General features: G+C 63.8%; 23 protein-coding genes. 13 read left to right on the forward strand and 10 right to left on the reverse strand.

All coding sequences use genetic code 11. The annotated features are described in order from the left end of the window. Window positions 1-22 precede the first annotated feature (22 nt). Window positions 23-709, reverse strand: a complete 687-nt coding sequence (locus tag QCE73_RS27020; RefSeq protein WP_309884365.1) for a phosphatase PAP2 family protein — start codon at window positions 707-709, stop codon at window positions 23-25. 331 nt (window positions 710-1040) lie between these two features. Here QCE73_RS27020 and QCE73_RS27025 point away from each other — a divergent pair, with 331 nt between their 5' ends. Both QCE73_RS27025 and QCE73_RS27030 read left to right on the forward strand, forming a co-directional pair. Continuing rightward, a complete protein-coding gene (locus QCE73_RS27025) occupies window positions 1041-2198 on the forward strand; it encodes a PHB depolymerase family esterase (protein ID WP_309884366.1) in 1158 nt (385 codons plus the stop codon). 138 nt (window positions 2199-2336) lie between these two features. Then, the gene (locus tag QCE73_RS27030; RefSeq protein ID WP_075583859.1) at window positions 2337-2510 is read left to right on the forward strand and encodes a DUF3563 family protein; all 174 of its coding nucleotides are present in this window, start codon (window positions 2337-2339) and stop codon (window positions 2508-2510) included. A 113-nt stretch (window positions 2511-2623) separates the two neighbouring features. Here the strand turns inward: QCE73_RS27030 and QCE73_RS27035 are convergent, their stop codons facing one another. The 3 genes from QCE73_RS27035 to QCE73_RS27045 all read right to left on the reverse strand — a co-directional run bounded on the left by QCE73_RS27035 (window position 2624) and on the right by QCE73_RS27045 (window position 4949). Further along, window positions 2624-3445: a BPSS1780 family membrane protein gene (locus QCE73_RS27035; protein WP_309884367.1), complete on the reverse strand. Its 822-nt coding sequence runs from the start codon at window positions 3443-3445 to the stop codon at window positions 2624-2626. 9 nt (window positions 3446-3454) lie between these two features. After that, window positions 3455-4423 carry a homoserine kinase gene (locus QCE73_RS27040; RefSeq protein ID WP_309884368.1) on the reverse strand — a complete coding sequence of 323 codons (969 nt, stop codon included), beginning with the start codon at window positions 4421-4423 and terminating at the stop codon, window positions 3455-3457. A 118-nt stretch (window positions 4424-4541) separates the two neighbouring features. Continuing rightward, complete coding sequence (locus QCE73_RS27045) at window positions 4542-4949, reverse strand: hypothetical protein (protein ID WP_035502396.1); 408 nt, start codon at window positions 4947-4949, stop codon at window positions 4542-4544. Between the two features lie 231 nt (window positions 4950-5180). Between QCE73_RS27045 and QCE73_RS27050 the strand changes: the two genes are divergently transcribed. Further along, a complete protein-coding gene (locus QCE73_RS27050; protein ID WP_309884369.1) occupies window positions 5181-6707 on the forward strand; it encodes an AMP nucleosidase in 1527 nt (508 codons plus the stop codon). A 53-nt stretch (window positions 6708-6760) separates the two neighbouring features. Here QCE73_RS27050 and QCE73_RS27055 read toward each other — a convergent pair whose 3' ends face one another. Together QCE73_RS27055 and QCE73_RS27060 are read right to left on the reverse strand one after the other, a co-directional pair. Next, window positions 6761-7606, reverse strand: coding sequence for a hypothetical protein (locus tag QCE73_RS27055; protein WP_309884370.1), 846 nt, complete (start codon window positions 7604-7606; stop codon window positions 6761-6763). Between the two features lie 329 nt (window positions 7607-7935). Next, a complete protein-coding gene (locus tag QCE73_RS27060) occupies window positions 7936-8685 on the reverse strand; it encodes a TIGR00730 family Rossman fold protein (protein ID WP_035502399.1) in 750 nt (249 codons plus the stop codon). Between the two features lies 1 nt (window position 8686). On the opposite strand from QCE73_RS27060, the gene polA reads away from it, so the two are divergent. The 3 genes from polA to QCE73_RS27075 all read left to right on the forward strand — a co-directional run bounded on the left by polA (window position 8687) and on the right by QCE73_RS27075 (window position 14021). Further along, window positions 8687-11425: a DNA polymerase I gene (polA, locus tag QCE73_RS27065; RefSeq protein WP_309884371.1), complete on the forward strand. Its 2739-nt coding sequence runs from the start codon at window positions 8687-8689 to the stop codon at window positions 11423-11425. Window positions 11426-11588: 163 nt separating this feature from the next. Then, on the forward strand, window positions 11589-12953 hold the full coding sequence (locus QCE73_RS27070; RefSeq protein WP_309884372.1) for an NAD(P)/FAD-dependent oxidoreductase: 1365 nt from the start codon (window positions 11589-11591) through the stop codon (window positions 12951-12953). 192 nt (window positions 12954-13145) lie between these two features. After that, entirely contained in the window at window positions 13146-14021 is an 876-nt protein-coding gene (locus tag QCE73_RS27075; RefSeq protein WP_035502403.1) for a dienelactone hydrolase family protein, read from the forward strand. A gap of 6 nt (window positions 14022-14027) precedes the next feature. Here QCE73_RS27075 and QCE73_RS27080 read toward each other — a convergent pair whose 3' ends face one another. Next, on the reverse strand, window positions 14028-14897 hold the full coding sequence (locus tag QCE73_RS27080) for a sulfurtransferase (RefSeq protein WP_309884373.1): 870 nt from the start codon (window positions 14895-14897) through the stop codon (window positions 14028-14030). A gap of 112 nt (window positions 14898-15009) precedes the next feature. Further along, window positions 15010-16116, reverse strand: coding sequence for an aromatic ring-hydroxylating dioxygenase subunit alpha (locus QCE73_RS27085; RefSeq protein WP_035502406.1), 1107 nt, complete (start codon window positions 16114-16116; stop codon window positions 15010-15012). A 311-nt stretch (window positions 16117-16427) separates the two neighbouring features. Between QCE73_RS27085 and QCE73_RS27090 the strand changes: the two genes are divergently transcribed. The 4 genes from QCE73_RS27090 (at window position 16428) to folE2 (ending at window position 20600) form a co-directional block, all read left to right on the forward strand. After that, window positions 16428-16760 (forward strand): exodeoxyribonuclease VII small subunit, encoded by a 333-nt coding sequence (locus tag QCE73_RS27090; protein WP_035502408.1) that lies wholly within the window; start codon window positions 16428-16430, stop codon window positions 16758-16760. Beyond that, complete coding sequence (locus QCE73_RS27095; protein WP_309884374.1) at window positions 16757-17644, forward strand: farnesyl diphosphate synthase; 888 nt, start codon at window positions 16757-16759, stop codon at window positions 17642-17644. Before QCE73_RS27090 ends, QCE73_RS27095 begins: the two co-directional genes overlap by 4 nt. An 86-nt stretch (window positions 17645-17730) precedes the next feature. Then, window positions 17731-19647 (forward strand): 1-deoxy-D-xylulose-5-phosphate synthase, encoded by a 1917-nt coding sequence (gene dxs, locus QCE73_RS27100; protein ID WP_035502411.1) that lies wholly within the window; start codon window positions 17731-17733, stop codon window positions 19645-19647. A gap of 146 nt (window positions 19648-19793) precedes the next feature. Beyond that, on the forward strand, window positions 19794-20600 hold the full coding sequence (gene folE2 / locus QCE73_RS27105; protein WP_309884375.1) for a GTP cyclohydrolase FolE2: 807 nt from the start codon (window positions 19794-19796) through the stop codon (window positions 20598-20600). A gap of 8 nt (window positions 20601-20608) precedes the next feature. Here folE2 and QCE73_RS27110 read toward each other — a convergent pair whose 3' ends face one another. Then, window positions 20609-21526: a LysR substrate-binding domain-containing protein gene (locus QCE73_RS27110; protein WP_309884376.1), complete on the reverse strand. Its 918-nt coding sequence runs from the start codon at window positions 21524-21526 to the stop codon at window positions 20609-20611. A 104-nt stretch (window positions 21527-21630) separates the two neighbouring features. Between QCE73_RS27110 and QCE73_RS27115 the strand changes: the two genes are divergently transcribed. Together QCE73_RS27115 and QCE73_RS27120 are read left to right on the forward strand one after the other, a co-directional pair. Beyond that, window positions 21631-22851, forward strand: coding sequence for an MFS transporter (locus QCE73_RS27115; protein WP_309884377.1), 1221 nt, complete (start codon window positions 21631-21633; stop codon window positions 22849-22851). Between the two features lie 35 nt (window positions 22852-22886). Further along, window positions 22887-23510 (forward strand): glutathione S-transferase N-terminal domain-containing protein, encoded by a 624-nt coding sequence (locus QCE73_RS27120; RefSeq protein ID WP_309884378.1) that lies wholly within the window; start codon window positions 22887-22889, stop codon window positions 23508-23510. A 4-nt stretch (window positions 23511-23514) separates the two neighbouring features. On the opposite strand, the gene tsaD is transcribed toward QCE73_RS27120, so the two are convergent. Then, on the reverse strand, window positions 23515-24543 hold the full coding sequence (gene tsaD, locus QCE73_RS27125; RefSeq protein WP_309884379.1) for a tRNA (adenosine(37)-N6)-threonylcarbamoyltransferase complex transferase subunit TsaD: 1029 nt from the start codon (window positions 24541-24543) through the stop codon (window positions 23515-23517). 76 nt (window positions 24544-24619) lie between these two features. On the opposite strand from tsaD, the gene QCE73_RS27130 reads away from it, so the two are divergent. Further along, a complete protein-coding gene (locus QCE73_RS27130; protein ID WP_309884380.1) occupies window positions 24620-25846 on the forward strand; it encodes an NAD(P)/FAD-dependent oxidoreductase in 1227 nt (408 codons plus the stop codon). The last annotated feature ends 46 nt before the right edge of the window (window positions 25847-25892 follow it).

Raw genomic sequence — 25892 nt, forward strand, 5'->3', positions numbered from 1 at the left:
CAGTGCGGGCGCGGCGGCCGCATCAGGCGGCCGCGCGTTGCTCCGGCGGCAATTCGGTGCGGCGATCCGGCGCGCGAAAGGTCTTCGCCTTCCAGCTCGCTCGCACATAAGGACGCTCGTGGCCCGACAGTCCGAGCGCGATTTCCGTGATCCAGTGCTGCGTCGGCACGGGCACGCCATGCAAGGCCACGACGACCGCCGCGAGACTCGCGGCGACGGGCGCGGGCGCGAGCTTGCCGGACTCGGCCCGCCACGCGATCCACACGAACGCGAGCGCGACCACCGCGCCGAGCGCGCAGCCCGCGACCACCTCCGAAACCGAATGCGCATCGAGCACGACGCGCGACACGCCGACCCAGATTCCCAGCATCAGACCGAGCGCGACGCCGATGGCGCGCACTGCACCACGCATGGGCAGAAGCGCGACGAAAATCGCGACGGGCAGAACCGCCGTCGACATCAACGCATGTCCGCTGATGCCGGTGAAATCGAGGTGACGCACGCCGATTCCCCAGCCGATGAAAGCGATCTTGCTCAACGCGACGAGGCCGCTCGCCGCGCCGAGCAGCGCGAGCCACGCGCCAGCGTATTTCCAGCGATAGCCGAGCGCGAGCCACGCGGCGACGATGAGCGCAACCGGCCCCATCACGCCGACGCTGCCGAGCGCGGTCACGAAAATCCAGGCGGAAAAAGATAAATCCACGTTCATTGCTACTCTTGGGAATGAGGGTTGCTGCAGTGCGGCAGCCACGCCAGAAATGGCCCGCGACTTCGGAAGTACGTCAAATGCGACGCCGCAAATTTATAGCAGTATAACGCTTGGGAACATGCTGAATTATGCGCGCTAGTTCAGAGCGGCTTGTCGTTACATCGCGTAACTTTCGTTTAATTTTGGCTTTTTTGTTGAATTGCTGTTAATTCATCCCGATATGTGAGGTCGGGGCGCGCGTCGTCAACGCGGTTTAGTGCTATTGTGCACTGCACAACCCGACGCGTTTCGACGCGTCATCCGATTGCACGTTTGTGGAGGACCCAGCCCAATGTCAAAAAGCCTTACCAAGCTCTGGTTGCGCGGCTTGAGACGCCTGGTCGCCGGCCAGGTGGACGCGATTCGCTCACCGAAGCCCCGCGCGGCAGCCAAGCCCGCGCGCGTGAAGACCACCAAGTCGAAGCTGAAGCCACGCACGGCCGCGAAAGCGACGGTCGCGCCCGGTGCCGCCGCGCGACCGGCGGCGCGTGAATCGCGCGTTCGTCCGCGTGCGTCGGCCTGGGCGCGCGGCAAGTGGGCGCGCTCGTACCACTCGGCGCCGCCCACGGCCGGGCGCTTCGTGAATCACATGTCGTACGCGCTCTATATGCCGCCCAAAGCCGGGCCCGAGCCGATGCCGCTCGTCGTGATGCTGCACGGCTGCAAGCAGAACGCCGACGAATTCGCGCAAGGCACGCGCATCAATCTTCTCGCCGACAGATTCGGTTTCGCCGTGTTGTTCCCCGAGCAGTCGAAGCACGATCACGCGCATCGCTGCTGGCGTTGGTATGACGATGCCGGGAGCGGCGGCGGCGAGGCGGCGTCGGTCGTATCGCTGGTGAATGCGGTCGTCGAGCAGCACGATCTGGATGCGGAGCGCGTGTATGTCGCGGGGATGTCGGCCGGTGCAGGGCTTGCGGCGCTGCTCGCCGTGCGCTATCCGCACATGTTCGCCGCCGTCGGCCTGCATTCGGGCGTGGTGTTCGGCGAGGCGCGCTCGGCCATCGGTGCGATGGATGTGATGCGTCGTGGCGCGCGCAGCGATCCTGTCGCGCTGATCGACGCTGCCGTCGACGTCCGCGATTATCCGGGCATGCCTGCGATCATCGTGCACGGTGAACTGGATTCCGTGGTGACGGCAGCCAATGCCGCGCAACTGGCGAAACAGTTTCTGCGGCTGAACGGTTTCATCGATGCGGCGGGCAATCGCCGCGCAGGCGAGGCGCGCGAGGAAAAGCATCCAGACGGCGTCGTGACCGATTACTTCAAGAACAGCCGGCGCGTCGTGAAGACGTCGATCGTGCGCGGCCTCGGGCATTCATGGGCCGGTGGCGACGATACCGTCGCGTTCCATTCGTCCAAGGGGCCGGATTCGGCTGCGGTCATGTGGGAGTTCTTCAAGCACCAGCGGCGCCCCAGCGAGGCTGCGCGCGGCGCATACGTCGCTTGAGGTCGCCGCCGAGCGTTTCAGGTGTTGCAAATTAGTCTTTCGTATCAATCTTCTAGCGGTTAGGGCTGGTGTTTGATCAGGGATTACCCTATAATCGGTTTCATAGGTAGTAACCCCAGTATTCAAGCGAGGTCCACCATGTTCCTGATTAGCCGCATTTTCCTGTTCCTTACCAAGTCCGCCGACGAGCGCGATCGTGCGCGCGACGACGCCTATCTCGCCGAAGCCACGGATATCTACGATCTCGAATATCGTATGAAAAAGCTGGATCAGCGTGCGATCGCTCGTCACCCGTCGTGGATGGCGAACTAAGTTTCTCGGTTTGAAGTGCGCTGGTAGATTTCGGCGTCACTGCGGGATGTAAATGCAAAATGCCGGCTTTCGAGCCGGCATTTTTGTTTGCGACGCCGCCAGATGCGGCACCGTCAGGTGCTGGGCGTGCCGGTCGCGTCCGGAATGTCGGGCGAGTCCGACGACTGCACCCCGAAACAGCCGCGATAAGTCGCGTAAAACGAGCAATACAGCGCCGTCGTCACGATGATGGACGCGGGCATGAGCACCGCCAGCGCCATTTCCTGACCCGCGCCGAGCGCCTGCATCAGCGCGGTCAGGCCGAACGACACCGCGAGCGCGATAGCGATCCACAGCACGCCGTAGTAAATAAACGCGCCGCGGTTGCGCCAGCACGACACGAGGCTGAAGAACAGCGCCTTCGCGGGCGGCACGTCGTGCCATGCGACGAGTATCGGCGCGAACCAGAACAGCATCGCGACCGGAACATAGCATCCCATCGCGACGAGCACTGCGAGCGGGCTGAAGCTCGCCGCGACCGTTTCCGGATCGCCGCTCGGGCCATCGCCCATCATGATGCTGAGCAGTGTGCCGCCATCGACGAGCGCCGATGCCGTGAAGATCAGCGCCATCGCGACGATATACAGCGCGCCCAGCGCGAGCAGCCGCCGCGCGACGACGCTGCCGTACGAACGGAAGCCGTCGACGAGTATGGTCGGCCAGACGGGCTTGCCCGCGATCGTGTTGCGGCACGCCGCCATGAAGCCGACCGCAATCCCCGGAATGAAGAGCAGCGGCAGGAGCGGGCCGAGGAGCGGCACGCGCGAGATCAGCGTCATCACGAACAAATAGGCGAAGAACACCGTGAGAAACGCAAACGGGTTGCGGCGGAACAGCCAGATGCCCTGACGGAACCACACGTAGCCGGTCTTGGCGGGAACTTCGATCAGTCGCATGTGGCTAGGTTATCGATTAACGGGAGAAGCGGCTTTGACGCGTTCGCGCAGAATGCGTTCGAAGTGGCCGGGATCGTGCGCGTTCAGCATTTGTGCTTCGCGCGGGCGATAGAAGTCGAAAAGGCGCGAGACCCAGAAGCGCATCGCGCCGGCGCGCAGCATGTCGTTCCAGTGACGCTCCTCCGCGGGCGTGAACGGGCGCACGGTCTGATATGCGCGCAGCATCGCATCGACGCGCGCCGAATCGAGCGTGCCCGTGGCGAGGTCGATGCACCAGTCGTTTACGGTCACGGCGACGTCGAAGAGCCATTTGTCGACGCCCGCGAAGTAGAAATCGAAGAAGCCGCCGAGCCGCGCGTGCTCGCGGCCGTGGGCGAACAGCACGTTGTCGCGGAACAGATCGCAGTGACACGGGCCATCGGGCAGCGATGCGTAATCCGCCGAGCCGAAGAACGCCGCTTGATGCTCAAGTTCGCTCTCGAACAGATCGCGCTGCTCGCGGCTCAGGAAATCGACAATCGAAGGCGCCTTCTCCTGCCACCACGAAAGGCTGCGCAAATTAGGCTGATGCTGCGGAAAATCGCGGCCCGCCAGATGCATGCGCGCGAGCATCTGGCCGACTTCGATGCAGTGCGCGGGCGTCGGCGCGAGTTCGGGCGCGCCTTCGAGCTTCGTCACGATGCTCGCGGGCTTGCCGTGCAGCATGCCGAAGAGCGAGCCGTCGCGGCGCGGCATCGGATCGGGGACGGGCACGCGATGCGACGCCAGATGCCGCATCAGATCGAGATAGAACGGCAGTTGCGTCGCCGTGAGGTTCTCGAAGATCGTGAGCACGTACTCGCCGTGCGTCGTCGTGAGAAAAAAGTTGCTGTTCTCGATACCCGACTGGATGCCGCGAAATTCGACGACGTCGCCGAGATCGTAGTCTTGCAGCCAGTCGCCGAGATCGGCGTTGGTGACGGGAGTGAAGACGGCCATGCGGGAAAGCGTCGGTCAGGTTGGACGGCCGGGAAGAGGCCTGTGAACGGAGGCGCCGGGCAAGGAGCCACAGTGCCGCGACCCGCCCGGAAAGAGCGGGTCCGAGAGCGATACGGGATCAGTAATGCAGGTTGATCGATGGCAGGCGCGTGCTCGCCTTGCCGTTGTCGCGCACTTGCGGCGATGTGTCGGCCGGCGCGCTCATCTGATAGCGCGTGCCGAAATTGGAATGCACATCGATTTCGACGGGTTTGCCTTTGTCGCGGAATTCGGTGATTTCGGTGCCGTTGGTGCTCAATTCGTGATAGCTCGGCGTGCGCGGCGGCGAAATCTCGACTTTCGAGCTGACATTCGCGGGCGGGCGATTGATGGCTTTCAGATCCGGAAGGCCAGCGGCTTCTTCCGGCGACATTTTCTGGGTCGCCGGTTGGGGTGCCGTGCTGCCGGCCTGCGCCGGCTGCGCGAATGCGCCGAAGCTTGTTGCGGCGAGGACTGCCGCGGCGGCGGCGCAAAGGTGCGGCTTCATGATGGTTCTCCAGGCGATGGCCGGATTCTAACAAAACGGTTGCGGACTCAGTGACTCGCGCTGGGTCAACGCCTTATTTTGCGCTGGTTTCGCGAATTTTGACTTCGGAAACCAAAAAGGTGTTGCGAGGTGTGATCGCACGCACTCACGCAAAGAGGGACTTCATGGTTCGCACTTTCTTCCGTGTTAATGTCGATTCACCACGAGGGCATTTGAAGAACACACAAGATCATGACAAACGACCGGACTCAAAGCACACAGGGCACGCCTGCCAACGATTTTCCGACCGAATCCTTCGACGATCCCGCTGCGGCCGTCACGCGCCTTTCGTCGATCTATGAAGCGAATACCGCATTTCTGCGCGATGCGTTCGCGCGCTATCGCCGCAACGAACGCTTCACGCATCGCGTGCGCGCGTGCTATCCGTTCGTGCGCGTGCGTACCGAGCTGAATACGCAGATCGATTCGCGGCGCTCGTATGGTTTCGTGGCGGGCCCGGGCATCTATGAAACGACGCTCACGCGTCCCGATCTCTTTGGCGATTACTATCGCGAGCAATTGCGACTGCTCACGAAAAATCATCATGTGGGCCTCGAAGTGGGCGTGTCCGCGCATCCGATTCCGATTCACTTCGCATTCGCCGAAGGCATTCATCTCGAAGGCGATCTCGATCGCGACCGGCTGCTCGCGATGCGAAATATCTTCGATACGCCCGATCTCGCGCTGCTCGACGATCGCATCGTCAACGGCACGTACGAGCCGGGCCCGGGCGAGCCGCATCCGCTCGCGCTGTTCACGGCGGCGCGCGTCGATTTTTCGCTGCATCGGCTGAGACACTACACGGCGACGTCGCCCACGCACTTTCAGAACTACGTGCTGTACACGAACTACCAGTTCTATATCGATGAGTTCGTGAAGCTCGGCCGCACGATGATGTCGCGCGCCGACGACGAGGAAACGCGTGCGTATCGCAGCGAGTATTCGTCGTTCGTCGAACCCGGCGATGTCGTCACGTATAACGCGAATCTCGGCGAGCAGCCGGAGGAAGGCACGGCGTCCGCGCGTCTGCCGCAGATGCCCGCGTATCACCTGAAGCGTGCGGACGGCAGCGGCATCACGATGGTGAATATCGGCGTGGGGCCGTCGAACGCGAAGACGATCACGGATCACATCGCGGTGTTGCGGCCGCATGCGTGGATCATGCTCGGGCACTGCGCGGGCTTGCGCAACACGCAGCGTCTGGGCGATTACGTGCTCGCTCACGGCTATGTGCGCGAAGACCACGTGCTCGATGACGATCTGCCGCTGTGGGTGCCGGTGCCGGCGCTCGCGGAAGTGCAGGTCGCGCTCGAGCGCGCGGTCGCGCAGGTGACGAAACTCGAAGGCGTCGAGCTGAAGCGCGTGATGCGCACGGGCACGGTCGCGAGCGTCGATAACCGCAACTGGGAATTGCGCGATCATCGCGAGCCGGTGCGTCGGTTGTCGCAGAGCAGGGCGGTGGCGCTCGACATGGAGAGCGCGACGATCGCGGCGAACGGGTTCCGTTTCCGCGTGCCGTATGGGACGTTGCTATGCGTGTCGGACAAGCCGCTGCATGGCGAACTGAAGCTGCCCGGCATGGCCGATCAGTTTTATCGCGCGCAGGTGGATCAGCATTTGCAGATCGGTGTGAAGGCGATGGAGTTGCTGCGCGAGAACGGGTTGTCGAAGCTGCATTCGCGCAAGTTGCGAAGCTTTGCGGAAGTGGCGTTTCAGTGACGTGGCTGAACTAACAAAAAGGCGGGCGGCGCAGGATGCCGCCCGCGAAGTGATTATTGCTGCACGCGTGGGGCCGACAGCAGTCGGCTGTAGTTCATCCAGCCGGTGACGGGCGCTTCGGTGCCGTGAGACGGTGTACAGCCGGTCTGTTGATCCAGCTCGGCCGGCGTGCAGTACGCGCCCTCGTAAGTAACGCGTACCCAAGGCGTGTTCGCGCCCGACGATTCGGTGACGTTGCGAATCGTCGACGTATCGGCGCTCAATTTCGAATCTTTCGGCACGATGATGACGGCCGCGCAAGTCGAGCCGGGGCACGAGCGCATGTTCATGTCGATACCGCTCAGCCACATATCGATGACGCCGCGATCGCTCGGAGCGACGGAAGCGGGCGAGGTTTCGACGGGCTGCGAAGGCTGCGGCGCAGGCGTCTTTGCCACAGTGAGCCTGCTGATCCTGTTCAGATCATCATTGCTGATTCGACGCACGAAGCCAAGTGTCTCCTGGTAACCATCGCCGCCGGTCATCGACAGGTTGTAGGCGGTGTGATCGGAGTTCCACTTTCTGCGGATGGTCAGAATCTCTTCCTTGCCGCGCGCCACTGTGTTGACGTTGACCGTTTCCTCGGCGGGGTCCACGTCGCCCAGGGTGACGGCCAGCGGCGTGTCGCCCTGGAGGATCTGCAAGCGGTTATCCGCGTAGTAGATCGTGGTCAGGCCGGGAGTCGCGGTCGGAGTCCATACGCCGGAGATGTCCTTGAGCAGCGTGATCTTGCTATCCTGGGCGACGGATGCTGGCGCGGTATTCGAAGGGTTTTTCGATTGGTCGCAGGCGGCGAGCAGTGAGATGACCAAGGCCGCGGCGGCGGCCAGCCGCAATGGTCGATTCGACAAATGTTTCATGTTGGGTCCGGGCTTGCCATTTCTGGCAAAGGCAAGGGCGTTCCGATCGGGGCGCTATCTCTCGAAAAGCCAGATTTAATCAGTGAAAGCTATCGACAAACGCAAAAATCGACATGTGCCTGACTGTCGTATGCGAGTTTCGATGGCGAGCGCCAAGACGCAGGGCTAACTGCCCGCGCGGGCGCTAGGATACATTTCGGATAACTATATTTTGTGGAAATGTATGATACCGCGGCATTGCGGTGCGGGGATATGAGAAGCGCGCTACAACAATTTCAAGCTCGAGGCCGTGTGCGCACACGGCCTTTCGCACGGTTGGTGCTACCGCGTCAAAGATAAAACATCCGATCCTCATCCGACTTACCTTCCGCCGGCTGCTCGACCGAATCTTCGCGATCTTCATAGAACCGCAGCACGGCATCGAGCACCTGATCCGGATCGTCGATCACCTGCATCAGATCGAGATCCTTCGGGCTGATCACGCCGTTGGTCAGAAGCGTGTTCTTGAACCAGTCGAGCAGTCCGGCCCAGAACTCCGCGCCGACGAGCACGATCGGCACATGACGCGACTTCTTGGTCTGAATGAGCGTCAGCACTTCGGCGAGCTCATCCAGCGTACCGAAGCCGCCCGGCATCACCACGACGGCATCCGAGTTCTTCACGAATGTCACCTTGCGCGTGAAGAAGTGACGGAAGCGCAGCGAGATGTCCTGCCACTGATTGCCCGATTGCTCGTGCGGCAGTTCGATATTGAGGCCGACAGAAGGCGACTTGCCCGCGTGCGCGCCTTTATTGGCCGCTTCCATGATGCCCGGCCCGCCGCCGGATATGACGGCGAAGCCCGCGTCGGAGAATTTCTGCGCGATTTCGATCGTGAGCTGATAGTACGGCGACTCCGGTTTCAGACGCGCCGAACCATAGATGCTGATGGCAGGGCGAATCTCCGAGAGGTACTCGGTCGCCTCGATAAACTCTGCCATAATCGTGAACATCTGCCACGATGCGCGAGCCTTCTTGGCCGTCGCGCGCTCTTGATCTGCGAGTGATCGCAGACTCGGAATCACTTTTCTCTTGTTCATAATGCCTGAAGAACTAAGTCTTGAAGGTAAGACCCTGCTATTGGTCGACGGTTCTAGCTACTTGTACCGGGCCTACCATGCGATGCCGGACTTGCGAGGCCCCGACGGCGGGCCCACCGGCGCTCTGTATGGCATGATCAACATGCTGCGGCGCTTGCGGCGCGAAATCAATGCAGAGTATAGCGCGTGCGTATTTGATGCCAAAGGCAAGACTTTCCGCGACGACTGGTACGCCGAGTACAAAGCCAACCGGCCCTCGATGCCGGAAGACCTCTCCAGACAGATCGAGCCCATTCACGTCGCCGTGCGCGCGCTCGGCTGGCCGCTCGTGATGATCGAGGGCGTCGAGGCCGACGACGTCATCGGCACGCTCGCTGTCGAAGCCGAGAAGCGCGGCATGAAGGTGATCGTGTCGACGGGCGACAAGGATCTGGCTCAACTCGTGACGGATCATGTCACCCTCATCAATACGATGACCAACGAAACGCTCGACCGTGCCGGCGTGCTCGCGAAGTTCGGCGTGCCGCCGGAGCGGATCGTCGATTATCTGTCGCTCATCGGCGATACCGTCGATAACGTGCCGGGCGTCGAGAAGTGCGGTCCCAAGACAGCGCTCAAATGGCTCACGCAATACGACACCCTTGATGGCATCGTAGAACATGCCGGCGAGATCAAGGGTGCGGTAGGAGACAATCTGCGCAAGGCTCTGGACTTCCTGCCGATGGCGCGAAAGCTCGTCACCGTGCACACGGAATGCGACCTCGCTTCACAGATCGAGTCGATCGAAGGCACGCTTCTGGCGCGTCCCGAATCGCGCGACGAGTTGCGCGACGTGTTCATGCGTCACGGCTTCAAGACATGGCTGCGCGAAGTCGAAATCGCCGATGCCGTCGAAGGTCCGACCGACACGCCGCCCGCCGAAGTCACCGAAATCGTGCATCACTACGAGACGGTGCAGACGTGGGAGCAGTTCGACGCATGGCTTAAGCGCATCAATGAAGCGGAGCTCACATCCTTCGACAGCGAGACCACGTCGCTCGATCCGATGACCGCGCAGATCGTCGGCATGTCGGTGTCGACCGAGCCCGGCCACGCGGCCTACATTCCGGTCGCGCATCGCGGGCCGGATGCGCCCGAGCAATTGCCGCGCGATGAAGTGCTCGCGAAGCTCAAGCCCTGGCTCGAAGACGCATCGAAGAAGAAAGTCGGTCAGCATCTGAAGTACGACGAGCAGGTGCTCGCGAACTACGGCATCGAAATGCGCGGTGTCGAGCACGACACGCTGCTGCAATCGTACGTGCTGGAGTCGCATCGTCCGCACGACATGGACAACCTCGCGTTGCGGCATCTCGGCGTGAAGACGATCAAGTACGAAGACGTCGCGGGCAAGGGCGCATCGCAGATCGGTTTCGACGAAGTGCCGCTCGACAAGGCCGCCGCCTATGCAGCCGAAGACGCCGATATCACGCTGCGTCTGCATCAGGCGCTCTATCCGCAAGTGGCGCGTGAGGAAGGTCTGTTGCACGTGTATCGCGACATCGAATTGCCGACCTCGCGCGTGCTGCGCAAGATGGAACGCAACGGTGTACTGATCGATCGCGCGCGGCTCGATACGCAGAGCAACGAGATCGCGAAGCGTCTCATCGATTTGCAGGCGCAAGCCTACGAACTCGCGGGCGGCGAATTCAATCTCGGTTCGCCGAAGCAGATCGGCCAGATCTTCTTCGAGAAGCTGCAATTGCCGGTCGTGAAGAAGACGCCGAGCGGCGCGCCTTCCACCGATGAAGAAGTGCTGCAAAAGCTCGCGGAAGACTTTCCGTTGCCGAAGGTGCTGCTCGAACATCGCGGGCTGTCGAAGCTCAAGTCCACGTATACGGACAAGCTGCCGCGCATGGTGAACGCATCGACGGGGCGCGTCCATACGAACTATGCGCAGGCCGTCGCGGTGACGGGGCGCCTGTCGTCGAACGAGCCGAACCTGCAGAACATCCCGGTGCGCACGGGCGAAGGGCGGCGCATTCGCGAAGCGTTCATCGCGCCGCCGGGCAGGAAGATCGTGTCGGCGGATTACTCGCAAATCGAACTGCGCATCATGGCGCATATTTCCGGCGATGAATCGCTGATGCGCGCGTTCAAGGAAGGCGAGGACGTGCATCGCGCGACGGCGTCGGAAGTGTTCAGCGTCACGCCGCTCGAAGTCGATAACGATCAGCGGCGCATCGCGAAGGTCATCAACTTCGGCTTGATCTACGGCATGAGTTCGTTCGGCCTCGCGTCGAATCTCGGTATCACGCGCGATGCGGCGAAGCTTTATATCGACCGCTATTTCGCGCGTTATCCGGGCGTCGCGGCGTATATGGAGAACACGCGCGTGAGCGCGAAGGCGAATGGCTTCGTCGAGACCGTGTTCGGCCGGCGTCTGTGGCTGCCCGAGATCAACGGCGGCAGCGGGCCGCGCCGTCAGGCGGCAGAGCGCGCCGCGATCAACGCGCCGATGCAGGGCACCGCCGCCGATCTCATCAAGCTGTCCATGATCGCGGTGCAGGACTGGCTGGAAGCGTCGGGCATCGGCGCGAAGATGATCATGCAGGTGCACGATGAACTCGTGCTCGAAGTGCCCGAGGAAGCGCTGCCCGAGGTCAGGAAGCGCTTACCTGAACTGATGTGCGGCGTCGCGAAGCTGAAGGTGCCGCTCGTCGCGGAAGTGGGTGTCGGCAACAACTGGGAAGAAGCGCACTGAAGGCGCACTGAAATTCTTTGCGCAAGGCATATGCGGCGGATGTCGCATATGCCCGACATGTTGGTGACACGCTTGTGACTGTCATCGAAGCTCACGCACAATAAGTCAGTCGAGGAAGAACAGCACGAAGGCCGATCCAATATAAAAGCACAGGGAGAGATCCATGCATCGCTTCATCATCGTCGGCGGAGGGGCTGGCGGCCTCGAACTCGCGACTCGTCTCGGCGACCGTTTCGGCTCGACGGACAGCAAGACCCCGCCCAAAGCGCAAGTCACGCTCGTCGACCGCAATCCGACGCATATCTGGAAGCCGCTCCTGCATGAAGTCGCAGCGGGCAGCATGGACCCTTTCACGCAGGAACTCGAATACGCGGCGCAAGCGCTGTGGCATGGCTTCGAATTCCAGCAGGGCGACCTCGTCGGACTGGATCGCGCGGCAAAGCGCATCACGATCGGCGCATTGCGCGATGAAGAAGCCGGCGAGCTGCTGCCCGAGCGCGAGCTGGAGTACGACACGCTCGTCATCGCTATCGGCAGTACGACGCATTTCTTCGGCGTCGAAGGTGCGCAGCAAAACTCGATCGCGCTCGATACCGTCGGTCAGGCTGAACTCTTCCGCAAGCGCCTGATCGCGGCATGCATGCGCGCCGAGCACTTCGCGCCGGAACCGGTCGCGGCGGGCGTGGAGGACGGCGAGGACGATCCCGGCGTCGATCCGGTGCCGCGCATCCAGGTGGCGATCGTCGGCGCCGGTGCGACAGGCGTCGAATTGTCGGCGGAACTGCGCAACACCGCGCAGGTGCTTTCCGCATACGGATTGCACAAGCTCGATCCGAAACACGATATCGGCATCGTGCTGATCGAAGCCGGGCCGCGCATTCTGCCCGCGCTGCAGGAGCGCGTGTCCAGCGCGACGGCGGAACTGCTCACCAAGGTCGGCGTGAAGCTGATGACCGGCGAAACGGTCGCAGAGGTTTCGCGCGACACGATCCGCACGGCGAGCGGCAAGATGATTCGCGCGGATCTCACGGTCTGGGCGGCGGGCATCAAGGCCCCCGCGATCCTTTCCAATCTCGAAGGTCTGCCGACGACTCGCCTCGGCCAACTGATCGTGCGCCGCACGCTGCAAACCGAAACCGACGACAACGTCTTCGCGCTCGGCGATTGCGCCGCGTGTCCGTGGCCCGGCAACGAGCGCAACGTGCCGCCGCGCGCGCAGGCCGCGCATCAGCAGGCGAGTTTCCTGTTCAAGTCGTTCGAGCGGATGTTGCAGGGCAAGCCGCTGCCCGAATACACGTATCGCGATTTCGGCTCGCTGGTGTCGCTCGGGCATTACAGCGCGGTCGGCAATCTGATGGGCGGGCTGATCGGCGGCAACATGCTGATCGAAGGGCTCTTCGCGCGCTTCATGTACATGTCGCTCTACCGGCTGCACGTCGCCGCGTTGCACGGCTATGCGCGCATGGTGCTCGATACCGTCGCGCACTGGCTGCGCCGCTCCACCGCGCCACGCGTGAAACTGCACTGACACGGAATAGAACGCCTGCGTCATTCGTTCAAAGCTGTTTAGAATGGGCGGCGCGCCCGATCGAGGGCGCGCGTTCTTCGTCGTGCAGCGCCGCGCCGCGTGCAGCCTCGAGCACGTCGCGCGGTTTCAAGGATCCACGCCGTCGCGCTCGATCGCGAAAGTGACGCGACGGCCCCGCCGCGGGAGCTATTCATGCTAGACCCTGAAGTCGACAGCCTCATTCCGCACGTTCCGTTCAATCGGCGCACGTTCATCAAGGCGACCTTCGGCACCGGCTTCGCGGCCGCCGTGCTGCCGGTGTCGGCGCAAACCATTCATACCGATTCCGACGGGCTGGAAGCGGGCGCGATTGGCATACGCGGTGCGGACGGCACGCTCGTGCCCGCGTATCGCGCGCAGCCGAAGGGCAAGACGCATCTGCCGGTGATCATCGTGATTCACGAGATTTTCGGGGTCCACGAGCATATCGCCGATGTCTGCCGGCGCTTCGCGAAGCAGGGTTATCTGGCCATCGCGCCGGATCTCTACACGCGTCAGGGCGATGCATCGGCGTACAAGTCGATGCAGCAACTGAACGAGCAACTGGTGTCGAAGGTGCCCGATTCGCAGGTGATCTCCGACATCGACCAGACCGTCAAATGGGCGGGCGAGCATGGCGGCGATCCGAAGCGCATCGGCATCACCGGATTCTGCTGGGGCGGGCGCATCGCCTGGCTCTATGCCGAGCACAATCCCAACCTGAAGGCGGCGGTGGCGTGGTACGGGCGGCTCGTCGGCAACAAGACCGAGAACACGCCGAGCAATCCCATCGACCTCGCGAGCCAGCTCAAGGTGCCGGTGCTCGGGCTGTATGGCCGGCAGGATCAGAGCATCCCGCAGGACACCATCGAGCAGATGAAGCAGGCGCTCGCGAACGACCCGCCGCCGGCGAAGAACTCGCAGTTCGTCGTCTACGACGACGCGCCGCATGCGTTCTTCGCGGATTACCGTCCGAGTTATCGCAAGGCCGACGCGGAAGACGGCTGGAAGCGCGCGCTCGCGTGGTTCCGCGAGCACGGCGTCAAATAACGACGTTCAGGGATTCGGGCCGGTCGCGACCGGTCGGCCCGGATCGGCGCTCCACTCGCTCCACGAGCCCGGATAGAGCGCCGCGCCATGCAGGCCCGCGATTTCCATCGCGAGCACGTTATGGCACGCCGTCACGCCTGATCCGCATTGCAGCACGATGCGGTCTGCCGGCGTCGTGCCGACCAGCGAGCCGAACGCCTCGCGCAGCTCGTGCGCGGTCTTGAAGCGGCCTTCCGTCGTCAGGTTGTTCTTGAAGAAGTGATTGAGCGCGCCGGGGATATGTCCGCCGACGGGATCGATCGTTTCGTTCTCGCCGCGATAACGGTCGGCGGCGCGGGCATCGATCAGCAGATGGTCGCGCGTGCCGATGCCGCGCTCGATCGCCTGCGCATCGATGGTCACCTGGAGCGGTGCGCCGGCCTTGAACGTGCCTTGCGTCTTCGGCGGCACGGCGCTGTCGAGCGAATTGCCCGCGGCTTCCCACGCCTGCAGGCCGCCATCGAGCAGCGCGACGGAATCGTGGCCGAGCCAGCGCAGCAGCCACCAGACACGCGCGGCGTACATGCCGCCTTGCGCATCGTACGCAACCACTTGCTGACCTTCGTTCAGGCCGAAACTCGCCAGCTTTGCGACGAGCGCGGCGCGTTCGGGCAGCGGATGACGCCCGTTCGTGCCGGTCTTGACGCCGGACAGATCGCGATCCAGGTGAAGATAGTGCGCGCTGGGAATATGCCCTTGCGCATAAGCCGCTTCGCCCGATTCCGGCGCGGCGAGATCGAAGCGGCAATCGAAGACGAGGATGCTGCCGGGCGCGGCGGCGAGCCGTTCGGCGAGATTCGTCGCCGAGATGAGCGTGGTGTAGTGGGTGTGCGGCATGACGGCTCCTCAAGCGGCGCTTGTAATGCGGGGATGAGCCAATAGTCTAAAAGAAAAAACGGGCTCGAAAGCCCGTCTTTTGCCGACGTCCGACGCAAACCCGGAACCGCCGTCAGATGGTCCCGAGTTGATGCCGCAAGAACTCGTGAAAGTGCTGCATGCCGGATTCCATCGGGCTCTGATACGGGCCGACCTGATTCTCGCCGCGCGACATCAGCGCGCGACGGCCGGCGTCCATGCGCTCGGCGATTTCGTCGTCCTCGCGCGCGGTTTCCATGTATGCGGCGCGTTCCGCCTCGATGAACTCACGCTCGAAGAGCGCGATTTCCTCGGGGTAATAGAATTCGACGATGTTCGTCGTCTTCTGCGTGCCGTGCGGAATGAGCCACGATACGACCAGCACGTGCGGATACCACTCGATCATCAGACCGGGGTAATACACCATCCAGATCGCGCCGAATTCGGGCGGCGTGCCGTTGCGGAAGCGCAGGACCTCGTCGTGCCACTTGCGGTACGTCGGGCTGCCCGGCTTCTCCAGATTCTTGTGGACGCCGACGGTCTGGACGCTGTACCAGTCGCCGAATTCCCACTCGAGGTTGTCGCACGACACGAAGCTGCCGAGGCCCGGATGGAACGGCGCGACGTGATAGTCCTCGAGATAGACCTCGATGAAGGTCTTCCAGTTGTAGTTGCACTCGTGCACTTCGACGTGATCGAACATGAAGCCCGAAAAGTCGAAATGACGCGCCGTGCCAAGTCTCGCGAGATCCGCGGCGACGTTGCGGCCCTCCGATTCGAAGAGCAGGCCTTGCCAGTTCTGCAGCGAAGTCTTGCCGAGGTTCAGGCAGGGCTTGTCCGCGAAATGCGGCGCGCCGAGCAGCTGACCGTCGAGATCGTAGGTCCAGCGATGCAGCGGGCAGACGATGTTCTCCGTGCTGCCGCGGCCATTGAGCATGATCGCCTGACGATGACGGCACACGTTCGACAGCAGCTCGATATTGTTCTGCTGATTACGAACGAGCACGCGCCCTTCGCCTTCGCCCGGAAGCGCGAAATAGTTTCCCGCTTCGGGCACCATGAGTTCGTGCCCGACGTAGCGTGGACCTTGCTTGAAAAGTGTGTCGAGTTCGCGCGTAAGAAGCGCTTCGTCAAAGTAAGCCGTGACTGGCAGCTGACTGTGAATGGCATTCAGCTGCAATGCATTGCTCAGATTGGACATTCCCACTCCCGATGAAAACGTGAAAGCAGTGAACAACCCAACCATCGAAGATTCGATTTAGGGAGCCCGCGATTATACCGAAATCCCCCTCCTTGGGGTACTTAAGGCCTTGATTTGGGTATAAATTGTCGCGAGAGTTCCTCGCAATCGCCACGCAGACGAATGCGGATGGCACGCTCCGCGACGTTTGGCGGACAATCCGGCAAAGCACTCGTGGTGGTTCCGCGCGGACGGGATGCGGGTCGAAAATTTGTCTTTTGCCGTAGAATGTGCGACTTGGTTCCAAAAATTCAATTGCACATCCACGATTCATGGCGAAGACCGCTGTCCAGGAAACAGTCGAGCAAACCGGCGACGCGCAAGGCGCGGACGCCGCGCAGCTTCCGGAGAATTACGAGTCGGCGCTGGAGGAACTCGAATCGCTTGTCGCGCGCATGGAAGAGGGCGCGCTGAGTCTCGAGGAATCGCTCGCGGCCTATCGCCGCGGCGCGGCGCTTGTGGGCTTTTGCCAACAGCAGCTCGAAAAAGTCGAGCAGCAGGTACGCGTTCTCGATGGCGAGACGCTCAAGCCGCTGCCCGCCGAGGTACAGCGCGCCACCCAGGGTGCCGGAGCGACAAACGACAACGGGGACGACGACCTATGAACTTCGAACAATGGATGCGCGTGACGCTCGATCGCGTCGAGACGGCGCTCGAACACTATCTGCCGGGCACGGACGTCGCGCCGGCGCGTCTGCATGAGGCCATGCGCTATGCGGTGCTAGGCGGCGGCAAGCGCGTGCGACCGCTCCTCGTCCACGCGGCCGGCGAACTGACCGGCGCGAGCGCGCCGGCCGTGGAAGCGGCGAGCGCGGCGCTCGAGATGATCCACGTCTATTCGCTGGTGCATGACGACATGCCCGCCATGGACGACGACGCACTGCGCCGGGGTAAGCCCACGGTACACATCCAATATGACGAAGCGACGGCACTGCTCGTCGGCGACGCGCTGCAATCGCAGGCGTTCGTCGCGTTGACGGCCGAAGGCAATGGTCTGGACGATGGCCAGCAAGCCGCGCTCGTGCGCGAGCTGGCAGTCGCGAGCGGTTCGCTCGGCATGGCGGGCGGACAGGCGATCGACCTCGAAAGCGTCGGCCGCAAGCTGTCGCGCCCCGAGCTCGAGACGATGCATCGCAAGAAAACGGGTGCGCTGTTGCGCGCGTCGGTGCGCATGGGCGCGCTCGCGGGCACGCATCCGGGTGCGGATGCGCTCGAATCGCTGGACCACTACGCCGCCGCCATCGGCCTCGCATTCCAGGTCGTCGACGACATTCTGGATGTCACCGCCGATTCCGCCACGCTCGGCAAGACCGCCGGCAAGGATGCGCAGCACGACAAGCCTACTTATGTGTCGATCATCGGGCTCGACGCGTCGCGCGAACTCGCTGCGCAGCTCGGCCGCGACGCGCACGCCGCGATCCAGCCGTTCGGCGCACGCGGCCAGCGCCTGGCAGAACTTGCCGACCTGGTCGTGAACCGGGTGAATTGATTGTTGAACGCGTGACGAACCCCACGGCGAGAAGAGACATAATCGCGCCGAACGAATCACGCCAGTTTTCCTAAAATGGGACGACGATGTACGACTTGCTGAAAACCATCGACGATCCGGCCGATTTGCGCGCCCTCGATCGCCGCCAACTGCAACCGCTGGCCGACGAGCTGCGAGCCTACGTGCTCGACAGCGTGTCACAGACGGGCGGCCATCTGTCGTCCAATCTGGGCACGGTCGAGCTGACGATCGCGTTGCACTATGTGTTCGATACGCCTAATGACCGCATCGTCTGGGATGTCGGTCATCAGACGTATCCGCACAAGATCCTCACCGGCCGTCGCGATCAGATGCCGGGCCTGCGTCAGTTGGGAGGCATCTCCGGCTTCCCGCGCCGCGCCGAGTCCGAATACGACACCTTCGGCACCGCGCATTCGAGCACGTCGATTTCGGCGGCGCTCGGCATGGCGATCGCCAACAAGCTGCAGGGCGACAACCGCTATTCGATCGCCGTGATCGGCGATGGCGCGATGACCGCGGGCATGGCCTTCGAGGCGATGAACAACGCGGGCGTCGCCGATGACGTGCCGCTGCTCGTCATCCTCAACGACAACGACATGTCGATCTCGCCGCCGGTCGGCGCGCTGAATCGCCATCTCGCGCGTCTGATGTCGGGGCGTTTCTACGCCGCCGCGCGCGCGGGCGTCGAACGCGTGCTGCGCCACGCGCCGCCGGTGCTCGATCTCGCCCGCAAGCTCGAAGAGCACGCGAAGGGCATGATCGTGCCGGCCACGCTGTTCGAAGAGTTCGGCTTCAACTACATCGGGCCGATCGACGGTCACGATCTCGATTCGCTGATCCCGACGCTGCAGAACATCAAGGAACTGCGCGGCCCGCAATTCCTGCACGTCGTCACGAAGAAAGGCCAGGGCTACAAGCTCGCCGAAGCCGATCCGGTGCTCTATCACGGTCCGGGCAAGTTCAATCCGGCGGAAGGCATCAAGCCGTCGACGGCGCCGTCGAAGAAGACCTACACGCAGGTGTTCGGCGAGTGGCTGTGCGACGCCGCGGCGCAGGATTCGCGTGTGGTCGGCATCACGCCGGCAATGCGCGAAGGCTCCGGCATGGTCGAGTTCGAGAAGCGCTTCCCGGAGCGCTATTTCGATGTCGGCATCGCCGAGCAGCATGCGGTCACGTTCGCCGGCGGCATGGCCGCGGACGGCATGAAGCCCGTCGTCGCCATCTATTCGACCTTCCTGCAACGCGCGTATGACCAGCTGATCCACGACGTCGCGCTGCAGAACCTGCCGGTGGTGTTCGCGATCGATCGCGCGGGCCTCGTCGGCGCGGACGGCGCGACGCACGCGGGCAACTACGACCTCGCGTTCCTGCGCTGCATTCCGAACATGACGGTGATGGCCGCATCGGACGAAAACGAGTGCCGCCAGATGCTCTATACGGCGCTGCAGCAACCGAACCCGACGGCCGTGCGCTATCCGCGCGGCGCGGGCACAGGCGTCGCGACGGTCAAGCAAATGACCGCGATTCCCGTCGGCCGTGGCGAGATTCGCCGCGAGTCGTCGCAGAAGCTCGGCTCGGGCAAGCGCATCGCGATCTGCGCGTTCGGCACGATGGTCGCGCCGTCGCTCGCCGCCGCGGAAGAGCTGGATCTGACGGTCGCCAACATGCGTTTCGTGAAGCCGGTCGATGCCGATTTGCTGCGCGAACTCGCCGCGACGCACGACGCCATCGTGACGATCGAAGAAGGCGCGATCATGGGCGGCGCGGGTTCTGCGTGCGTCGAAGCATTGCTCGCCAGCTCGATCGTGAAGCCCGTGCTGCAACTCGGTCTGCCCGACGCTTTCATCGATCACGGCGATCCGGCCAAGCTGCTGTCGAGCGTCGGCCTGGACTCGGCTGGCATCGTCAGGTCGATTCGCGAGCGCTTCATCGACGCGGTCGAAAGCGCGCACGCCGGCAAACTGACCAAGCGCGTCGCCTGACGACGCATCGCTCGAACGGCGCGCTCGGGGCGCGCCGTGCATCAACGCTTTGGCACACGGCGCGGGCATCGTCCCGCGCCGTGTGCGCTTGAACGTTTCGATCCGCTCGCGTCCTCGGCGACGCGCGGCGCATAAGGACAAAACAAATGAATCAGATGAATCCCGCCTTCGTGATGCCGGATGTTCAGAGCACGCCCGACACGCGTCAGATCGCGATTCAGCGCGTCGGTGTGAAGGGCGTGCGGCATCCGTTGTCGGTGCGCACGGCGAACGGCGTGCAGCCGAGCGTCGGCGTATGGAATCTCGATGTGCATCTGCCTGCCGATCAGAAGGGCACGCACATGTCGCGCTTCGTCGCGCTGCTCGAAGAGAATCGCGAGCCGCTCGATCAGGCCGCGCTGCGCTCGCTGCTCGCTTCGATGCTGACGAAGCTCGAAGCGCATTCGGGGCGCATCGAAGTAACTCTGCCGTACTTCGTGATGAAGACGGCGCCGGTCTCTGGCGTGCAAAGCCTGCTCGATTACGAAGCGACGTTCATCGCTGAGAAACGCGACGGCGAAACACATCTGTCGATGAAAGTGCTCGTGCCCGTGACGAGCCTGTGCCCGTGCTCGAAGAAGATCTCGCAATACGGCGCGCACAATCAGCGCTCGCACGTGACGATCGCGGCGCAACTCGCGGGCGAAGTCGCGGTCGAGGAACTGATTCGCATCGCGGAGGAAGAGGCGTCGTGCGAACTGTGGGGCTTGCTGAAGCGCCCCGACGAGAAGTTCGTGACCGAGCGCGCCTATGAAAACCCGAAGTTCGTCGAGGATCTCGTGCGCGATATCGCGACGCGCCTGAACGCCGACGAACGCATCGTCGCGTATGTGCTCGAAGCCGAGAACTTCGAGTCGATCCACAATCACAGCGCGTATGCGGTGATCGAGCGAGACAAGCGCCGCGACGCCTGAGCGCGTCTTCAGGCGAGCGCCGTTTCCGCAGGAACGTGCGCTGCCCGCACGGAAGCCATCACCAGCGACGCGAGCCGCTCGACCGGCGGCGATGCGCTTCCCGGTGCGCGATGCAGCGCAAGAGGAATCGAAGGCAACGCGGGCAATTCGCCTTCGCTGGCATCGAGCGCACGCACCGTCGACGGCAATCCGTAGCTCGTTCGCACGGTGACGCCCAGACCCGCCGCCGCTGCCGCCCACAATCCCGACAGACTCGGGCTCGTGAACGCCACACGCCATTTGATGCCCGCGCGATCCAGCGCCGCGGCCGCCGCGCTGTGAAAGAGACACGGACGGTCGAACGCGATGAGCGGTAAAGGTTCGTCGGGATCGAACTGCCACGGAACCGTCGATGAAGCGATCCAGCGCATCGACGGCGCCGCGATCGGCTCGGCGATCATCGCGGCGTTGCTTTCGTCGGTGACGCCTGGCGCGCCCCACACGAGCGCGAGATCGAGTTGCCCGGTATCGATGCGCTCCAGCAGTTCGGTATTGCGCGCCACGCGCGCTTCGATCCGCACTTTCGGATGCGCCCGCGCGAAGCGGCCGAGCACATCCGGAAGCACGACTTCGCCGAAATCTTCCTGCAAACCGAGCCGTATCCAGCCTTCCAGATCGACGCCGCGAATCGCGACGGCGGCTTCGTCGTTCAGTTCGACCAGGCGCCGCGCATAGCCGAGCATCACCTCGCCCGCATCGGTGAGCGCGAGCCCGCGTCCGGATTTGCGAAAGAGCGTCGCGCCCGCCTGTTCCTCCAGCTTGCGTAACTGCGCGCTCACCGCCGATGTCGAGCGCCCGACGCGGTCCGCCGCCTTCGCGAAACTGCCGAGGTCCATCCCCGCGACGAAGCTGCGCAGCACCGCGAGATCGAATGTCGTCTGGCTCATGGCAATCGTCCTGATTTTCTGAATGATCGATGAAAAACTTTGCGATTTTCAGGACGATCCTAAGCCGTCAAACTGGCCGAAGTCAAATTCGATTGGATTGCATCATGGCCACTTCTCTCGTAAAAGGCGCTTACGCGTTCGGCGACGCGCATCGCTGGAAAGTGCTGGGCGTCGGCGTGGCGGCCAACGCGAGCTTTTCGACCGCGGCGGCGGGCATTCCGACCACGGCCGTGTGGATGCGCAGCGGTTATCACCTGAGCAACGGCGAACTGGGACTCGCGCTCGGCGCGCTGGGACTGGGCGTCGCGCTGTCGGAACTGCCGTGGGGCGTGCTGACGGATCGCTGGGGCGACCGCCCTGTTTTGCTGACCGGCCTGCTTTTGACAGCCGCGATGCTCGTCGCGATGAGTCTGTTCGCGGTGCCGTCGTCGGCGACGCTCGGCTGGCTCGTTTTCGCGATGTGCGTGCTGGGTCTCCTGGGCGGCAGCGTCAATGGATCGAGCGGGCGGGCGGTGATGGCGTGGTTCGCCGATGGCGAGCGCGGCCTCGCGATGAGCATCCGGCAAACGGCAGTGCCGCTCGGCGGCGGCATAGGCGCGGCATTGTTGCCGTGGCTGGCGTCGTCGCATGGCTTCGCGGCGGTCTACGGCGCGCTGGCGGCAATGTGCGCGGTTTCCGGCGCGTTCGCCTGGCGCTGGCTGCATGAAGCGCCGCATGCCGTGCATCGCGCGGTAACGGGCAAAGGCGCGCCGCCATTGAAGAACGCGCTGGTCTGGCGCGTCGTGCTCGGCATCGGCATCCTGTGCGTGCCGCAATTCGCGATTCTGACCTTCGCGACCGTCTTCCTTCACGACGCTGGTCATTTCGGCGTAACCGCGATCAGCGCGACGATGGGCGCGATCCAGCTCGGCGCGATGGTCATGCGCGTCTGGAGCGGCCGGCATACGGATCGTCACCGCAACCGGCGCGCGTACTTGCGCGGCTCGGTGATCGTGGCGTCGGCGTCGTTCGTCGTGCTCGCGGCAGCGGTCGCGGGCGGCGCGGCGCAAGTGCCTTTACTGCTTTCGGCGATGCTCGTTTTCGCGGGGATTTGCGTGTCGGCGTGGCACGGCGTCGCGTACACGGAACTGGCTACACTGGCCGGCACCGAACGCGCCGGCACCGCGCTCGGTATGGCGAATACGGCCGTGTACGCCGGGTTCTTCGTGACGCCGCTCGTCATTCCGCATGTGCTCGCCGCGGGTTCGTGGCCGGTCGTATGGCTGGCGTCGGGCCTGTGCGCGTCGTTGGCGCTGCTGTTGTTTCCGAGGCCCGCGCGACCTTAAACTGGCCATCCGAGAAATCGATCACGGAGCGCATCTTGATTCTCATCGGCCAATTCGATTCCCCGTTCGTGCGGCGCGTCGCCATCGCGCTGAATCTCTACGGCATGGCGTACGAGCATCGCCCGTGGTCCGTCTTCGGCGATGCCGACAAGATCGCGCCCTTCAATCCGCTGATCCGCGTGCCGACGCTCGTGCTCGATTCCGGCGACGTGCTCGTGGAAAGCGCGATGATCCTCGACTATCTCGACGAACAGGCGGGCGAGCGCGCGATGATCGCATCGGGCGGCCCGGAGCGGCGTCAGGCGCTGAAGGTCTGCGCGCTCGCGACGGGTCTCGCCGACAAGGCCGTCGCGCTCGTCTACGAACGCGTGCTGCACAAGGAGAAATCGCAGGCGTGGCTCGATCGCTGCACGGGGCAGGTCGAGCGCGTTTTGAATGCGCTGGAAGCGGACCGCGCCGCGCGCGCGACGCAATACTGGTTCGGCGACGCGATCGGTCACGCGGACATCGCCGTGGCTTGCGCGCTGCGTTTCGCGCGCGAGGCGCATCCGGAGATTTTCAGCTCGACGCGCTGGCCTACGCTCATCGGCCATAGTGATCGCTGCGAAACGCTGCCTGTCTTCAAGGCGATCGTGCAGCCTTTCAATCCGCCGCGATGAACGCTCAGGCGCGCGCGAGCGACGTGAGATCCCAGCGGGGCTTCACGGTGAACGCGTAGTCGCGTACGGCCTGCTCGGGCCAGCGCGACAGCCGCAGCGCGCCCGCGAGCGCGATCATCGCGCCGTTGTCGGTGCAGAGCGAGAGATCGGGGTAATGCACGTCGAAGCGGCGCTTCTTCGCGGCCGCCGACAGCGCCTCGCGCAACTGCCGGTTAGCGCCGACGCCGCCCGCCACGACGAGCCGCCTCAGGCCGGTTTTCTTCAGCGCGGCGAGCGATTTCGCGACCAGCACATCCACCGCCGCATCGACGAAACCGCGCGCCAGATCGGCCTTCGCCTGCTCGCAGACGTTGGTGCCGAGCTTGCGGCTCTGCGTGAGCACGGCCGTTTTCAGGCCGCTGAAGCTGAAATCGAGATCGCCGGAATGCAGCATCGGACGGGGCAGCGCGACCGCGCCCGGCGTGCCGAATTCCGCGAGCCGCGACACTTCCGGCCCGCCGGGATAGCCGAGGCCGAGCAGCTTCGCGGTCTTGTCGAAGGCTTCGCCGGCGGCGTCGTCGAGGGTTTCGCCGAGCGTCTCGTAGACGCCGACATCGGTTACGCGCATGAGCTGCGTATGTCCGCCCGACACGAGCAGCGCGATGAACGGAAACGGCGGCGGCGCATCGACGAGCAACGGCGACAGCAGATGCCCTTCCAGGTGATGAATGCCGACGGTCGGCTTGTCCCACGCCATCGCCAGCGAATTCGCGATGCTCGCGCCGACGAGCAGCGCGCCCGCGAGTCCGGGCCCCTGCGTGAACGCGATGGCGTCGATGTCGGCGCGCTGCGCGCCGGATCGTTCGAGCACCTCTTCCAGCAACGGCAGCGCGCGCCGGATGTGATCGCGCGAAGCCAGTTCCGGCACGACCCCGCCGTATTCGCGATGCATCGCGATCTGCGAGTGCAGGGCGTGCGAAAGCAGGCCGCGCTCGGTGTCGTAGAGGGCGAGGCCGGTTTCGTCGCAGGAGCTTTCGATGCCGAGAACGAGCATGGATTCAATGCGTCAGAGGTAACAGAAAAGTATAGCAGCGGGCTTCGATGAGCGTGTCGAAGGTAAAATGCGCGCCATGGAATCCTTCGATATCGCCGTCATCGGCGCGGGCGCGGCCGGCATGATGTGCGCGGCCGTGGCCGCTCAATCCGGGCGCCGCGTCGTGCTCATCGACCACGCCGAGCGTCTCGCCGAGAAAATCCGCATCTCCGGCGGCGGACGCTGCAACTTCACCAACATCAACGCGCAGCCGGCCAATTTCTTGTCGGCGAATCCGCATTTCTGCCGCTCCGCGCTCGCGCGTTATACGCCGCGCGATTTTCTCGCGCTCCTCAAGCAATACCGCGTCAAGTGGCACGAGAAGCACAAGGGCCAGCTCTTTTGCGACGACTCCAGCGAAACCATCATCGACGTGCTCAAAAGCGAGTGCGATGCGGGCGGCGTCGCGTGGCGGCGTCCGGTCGTCGTGCACGAGATCCGGCACGACGGCGCGCGCTTCACGCTCGATTCGACCGCGGGCGCCATCGACACGGCGGCGCTCGTGATCGCGACGGGCGGCCTGTCGATTCCGAAAATCGGCGCGACGGAGTTCGGCTATCGCGTCGCGAAGCAGTTCGGGCACAAGCTCGTCGACACGCGTCCGGCGCTGGTGCCGCTCACGTTCACGTCGGCCGACTGGGCGCCGTTTGCCGCGCTCTCGGGGCTTTCGTTGCCGGTGCGCATCAGCACGGGGCGCGGCAAGACGCGCGGCGAGTTCGACGAAGACCTGCTGCTGACGCATCGCGGCGTGTCGGGGCCGGGCGTGCTGCAGATTTCGAGCTACTGGAATACGTCGGAGCCGATTCATGTGGATCTGCTTCCCGGTGCCGACGCCACCGAGACGCTGCTCGAAGCCAAAGCCGGCTCGAAGAAGCAGATCGGCAATTTTCTGGCGGAGCACGTGCCGGCGCGTCTCGCGCACGCGTGGCTGGAAGCGCAGCGCGTGCCTGTCGATGCGCGCCTCGCCGATTTGCCCGACCGCACGCTGAAGGCGATCGGCGCGTCATTGTCCAGTTGGACGCTCACGCCGAGCGGCACCGAAGGCTATCGCAAGGCGGAAGTCACGCGCGGCGGCGTCGATACGCGCGAGCTTTCGTCCGCAACGATGATGAGCGAACGCGTCGCGGGGCTCTATTTCATCGGCGAGGCCGTCGATGTCACGGGCTGGCTCGGCGGCTATAACTTTCAGTGGGCGTGGGCGTCGGGCGTGGCGGCGGGCAAGGCCGCGGGCGAGTTCGCGCGGAACGCGTCGACGGCTGCCTGAGCGCGCCTGGCCGGGGGTTTTGGCGAGTCTCGAAACGCGAACCCGT

It is taken from the genome of Caballeronia sp. LZ029 (genome assembly GCF_031451275.1).
In the GTDB taxonomy this organism is placed as follows: domain Bacteria; phylum Pseudomonadota; class Gammaproteobacteria; order Burkholderiales; family Burkholderiaceae; genus Caballeronia; species Caballeronia jiangsuensis.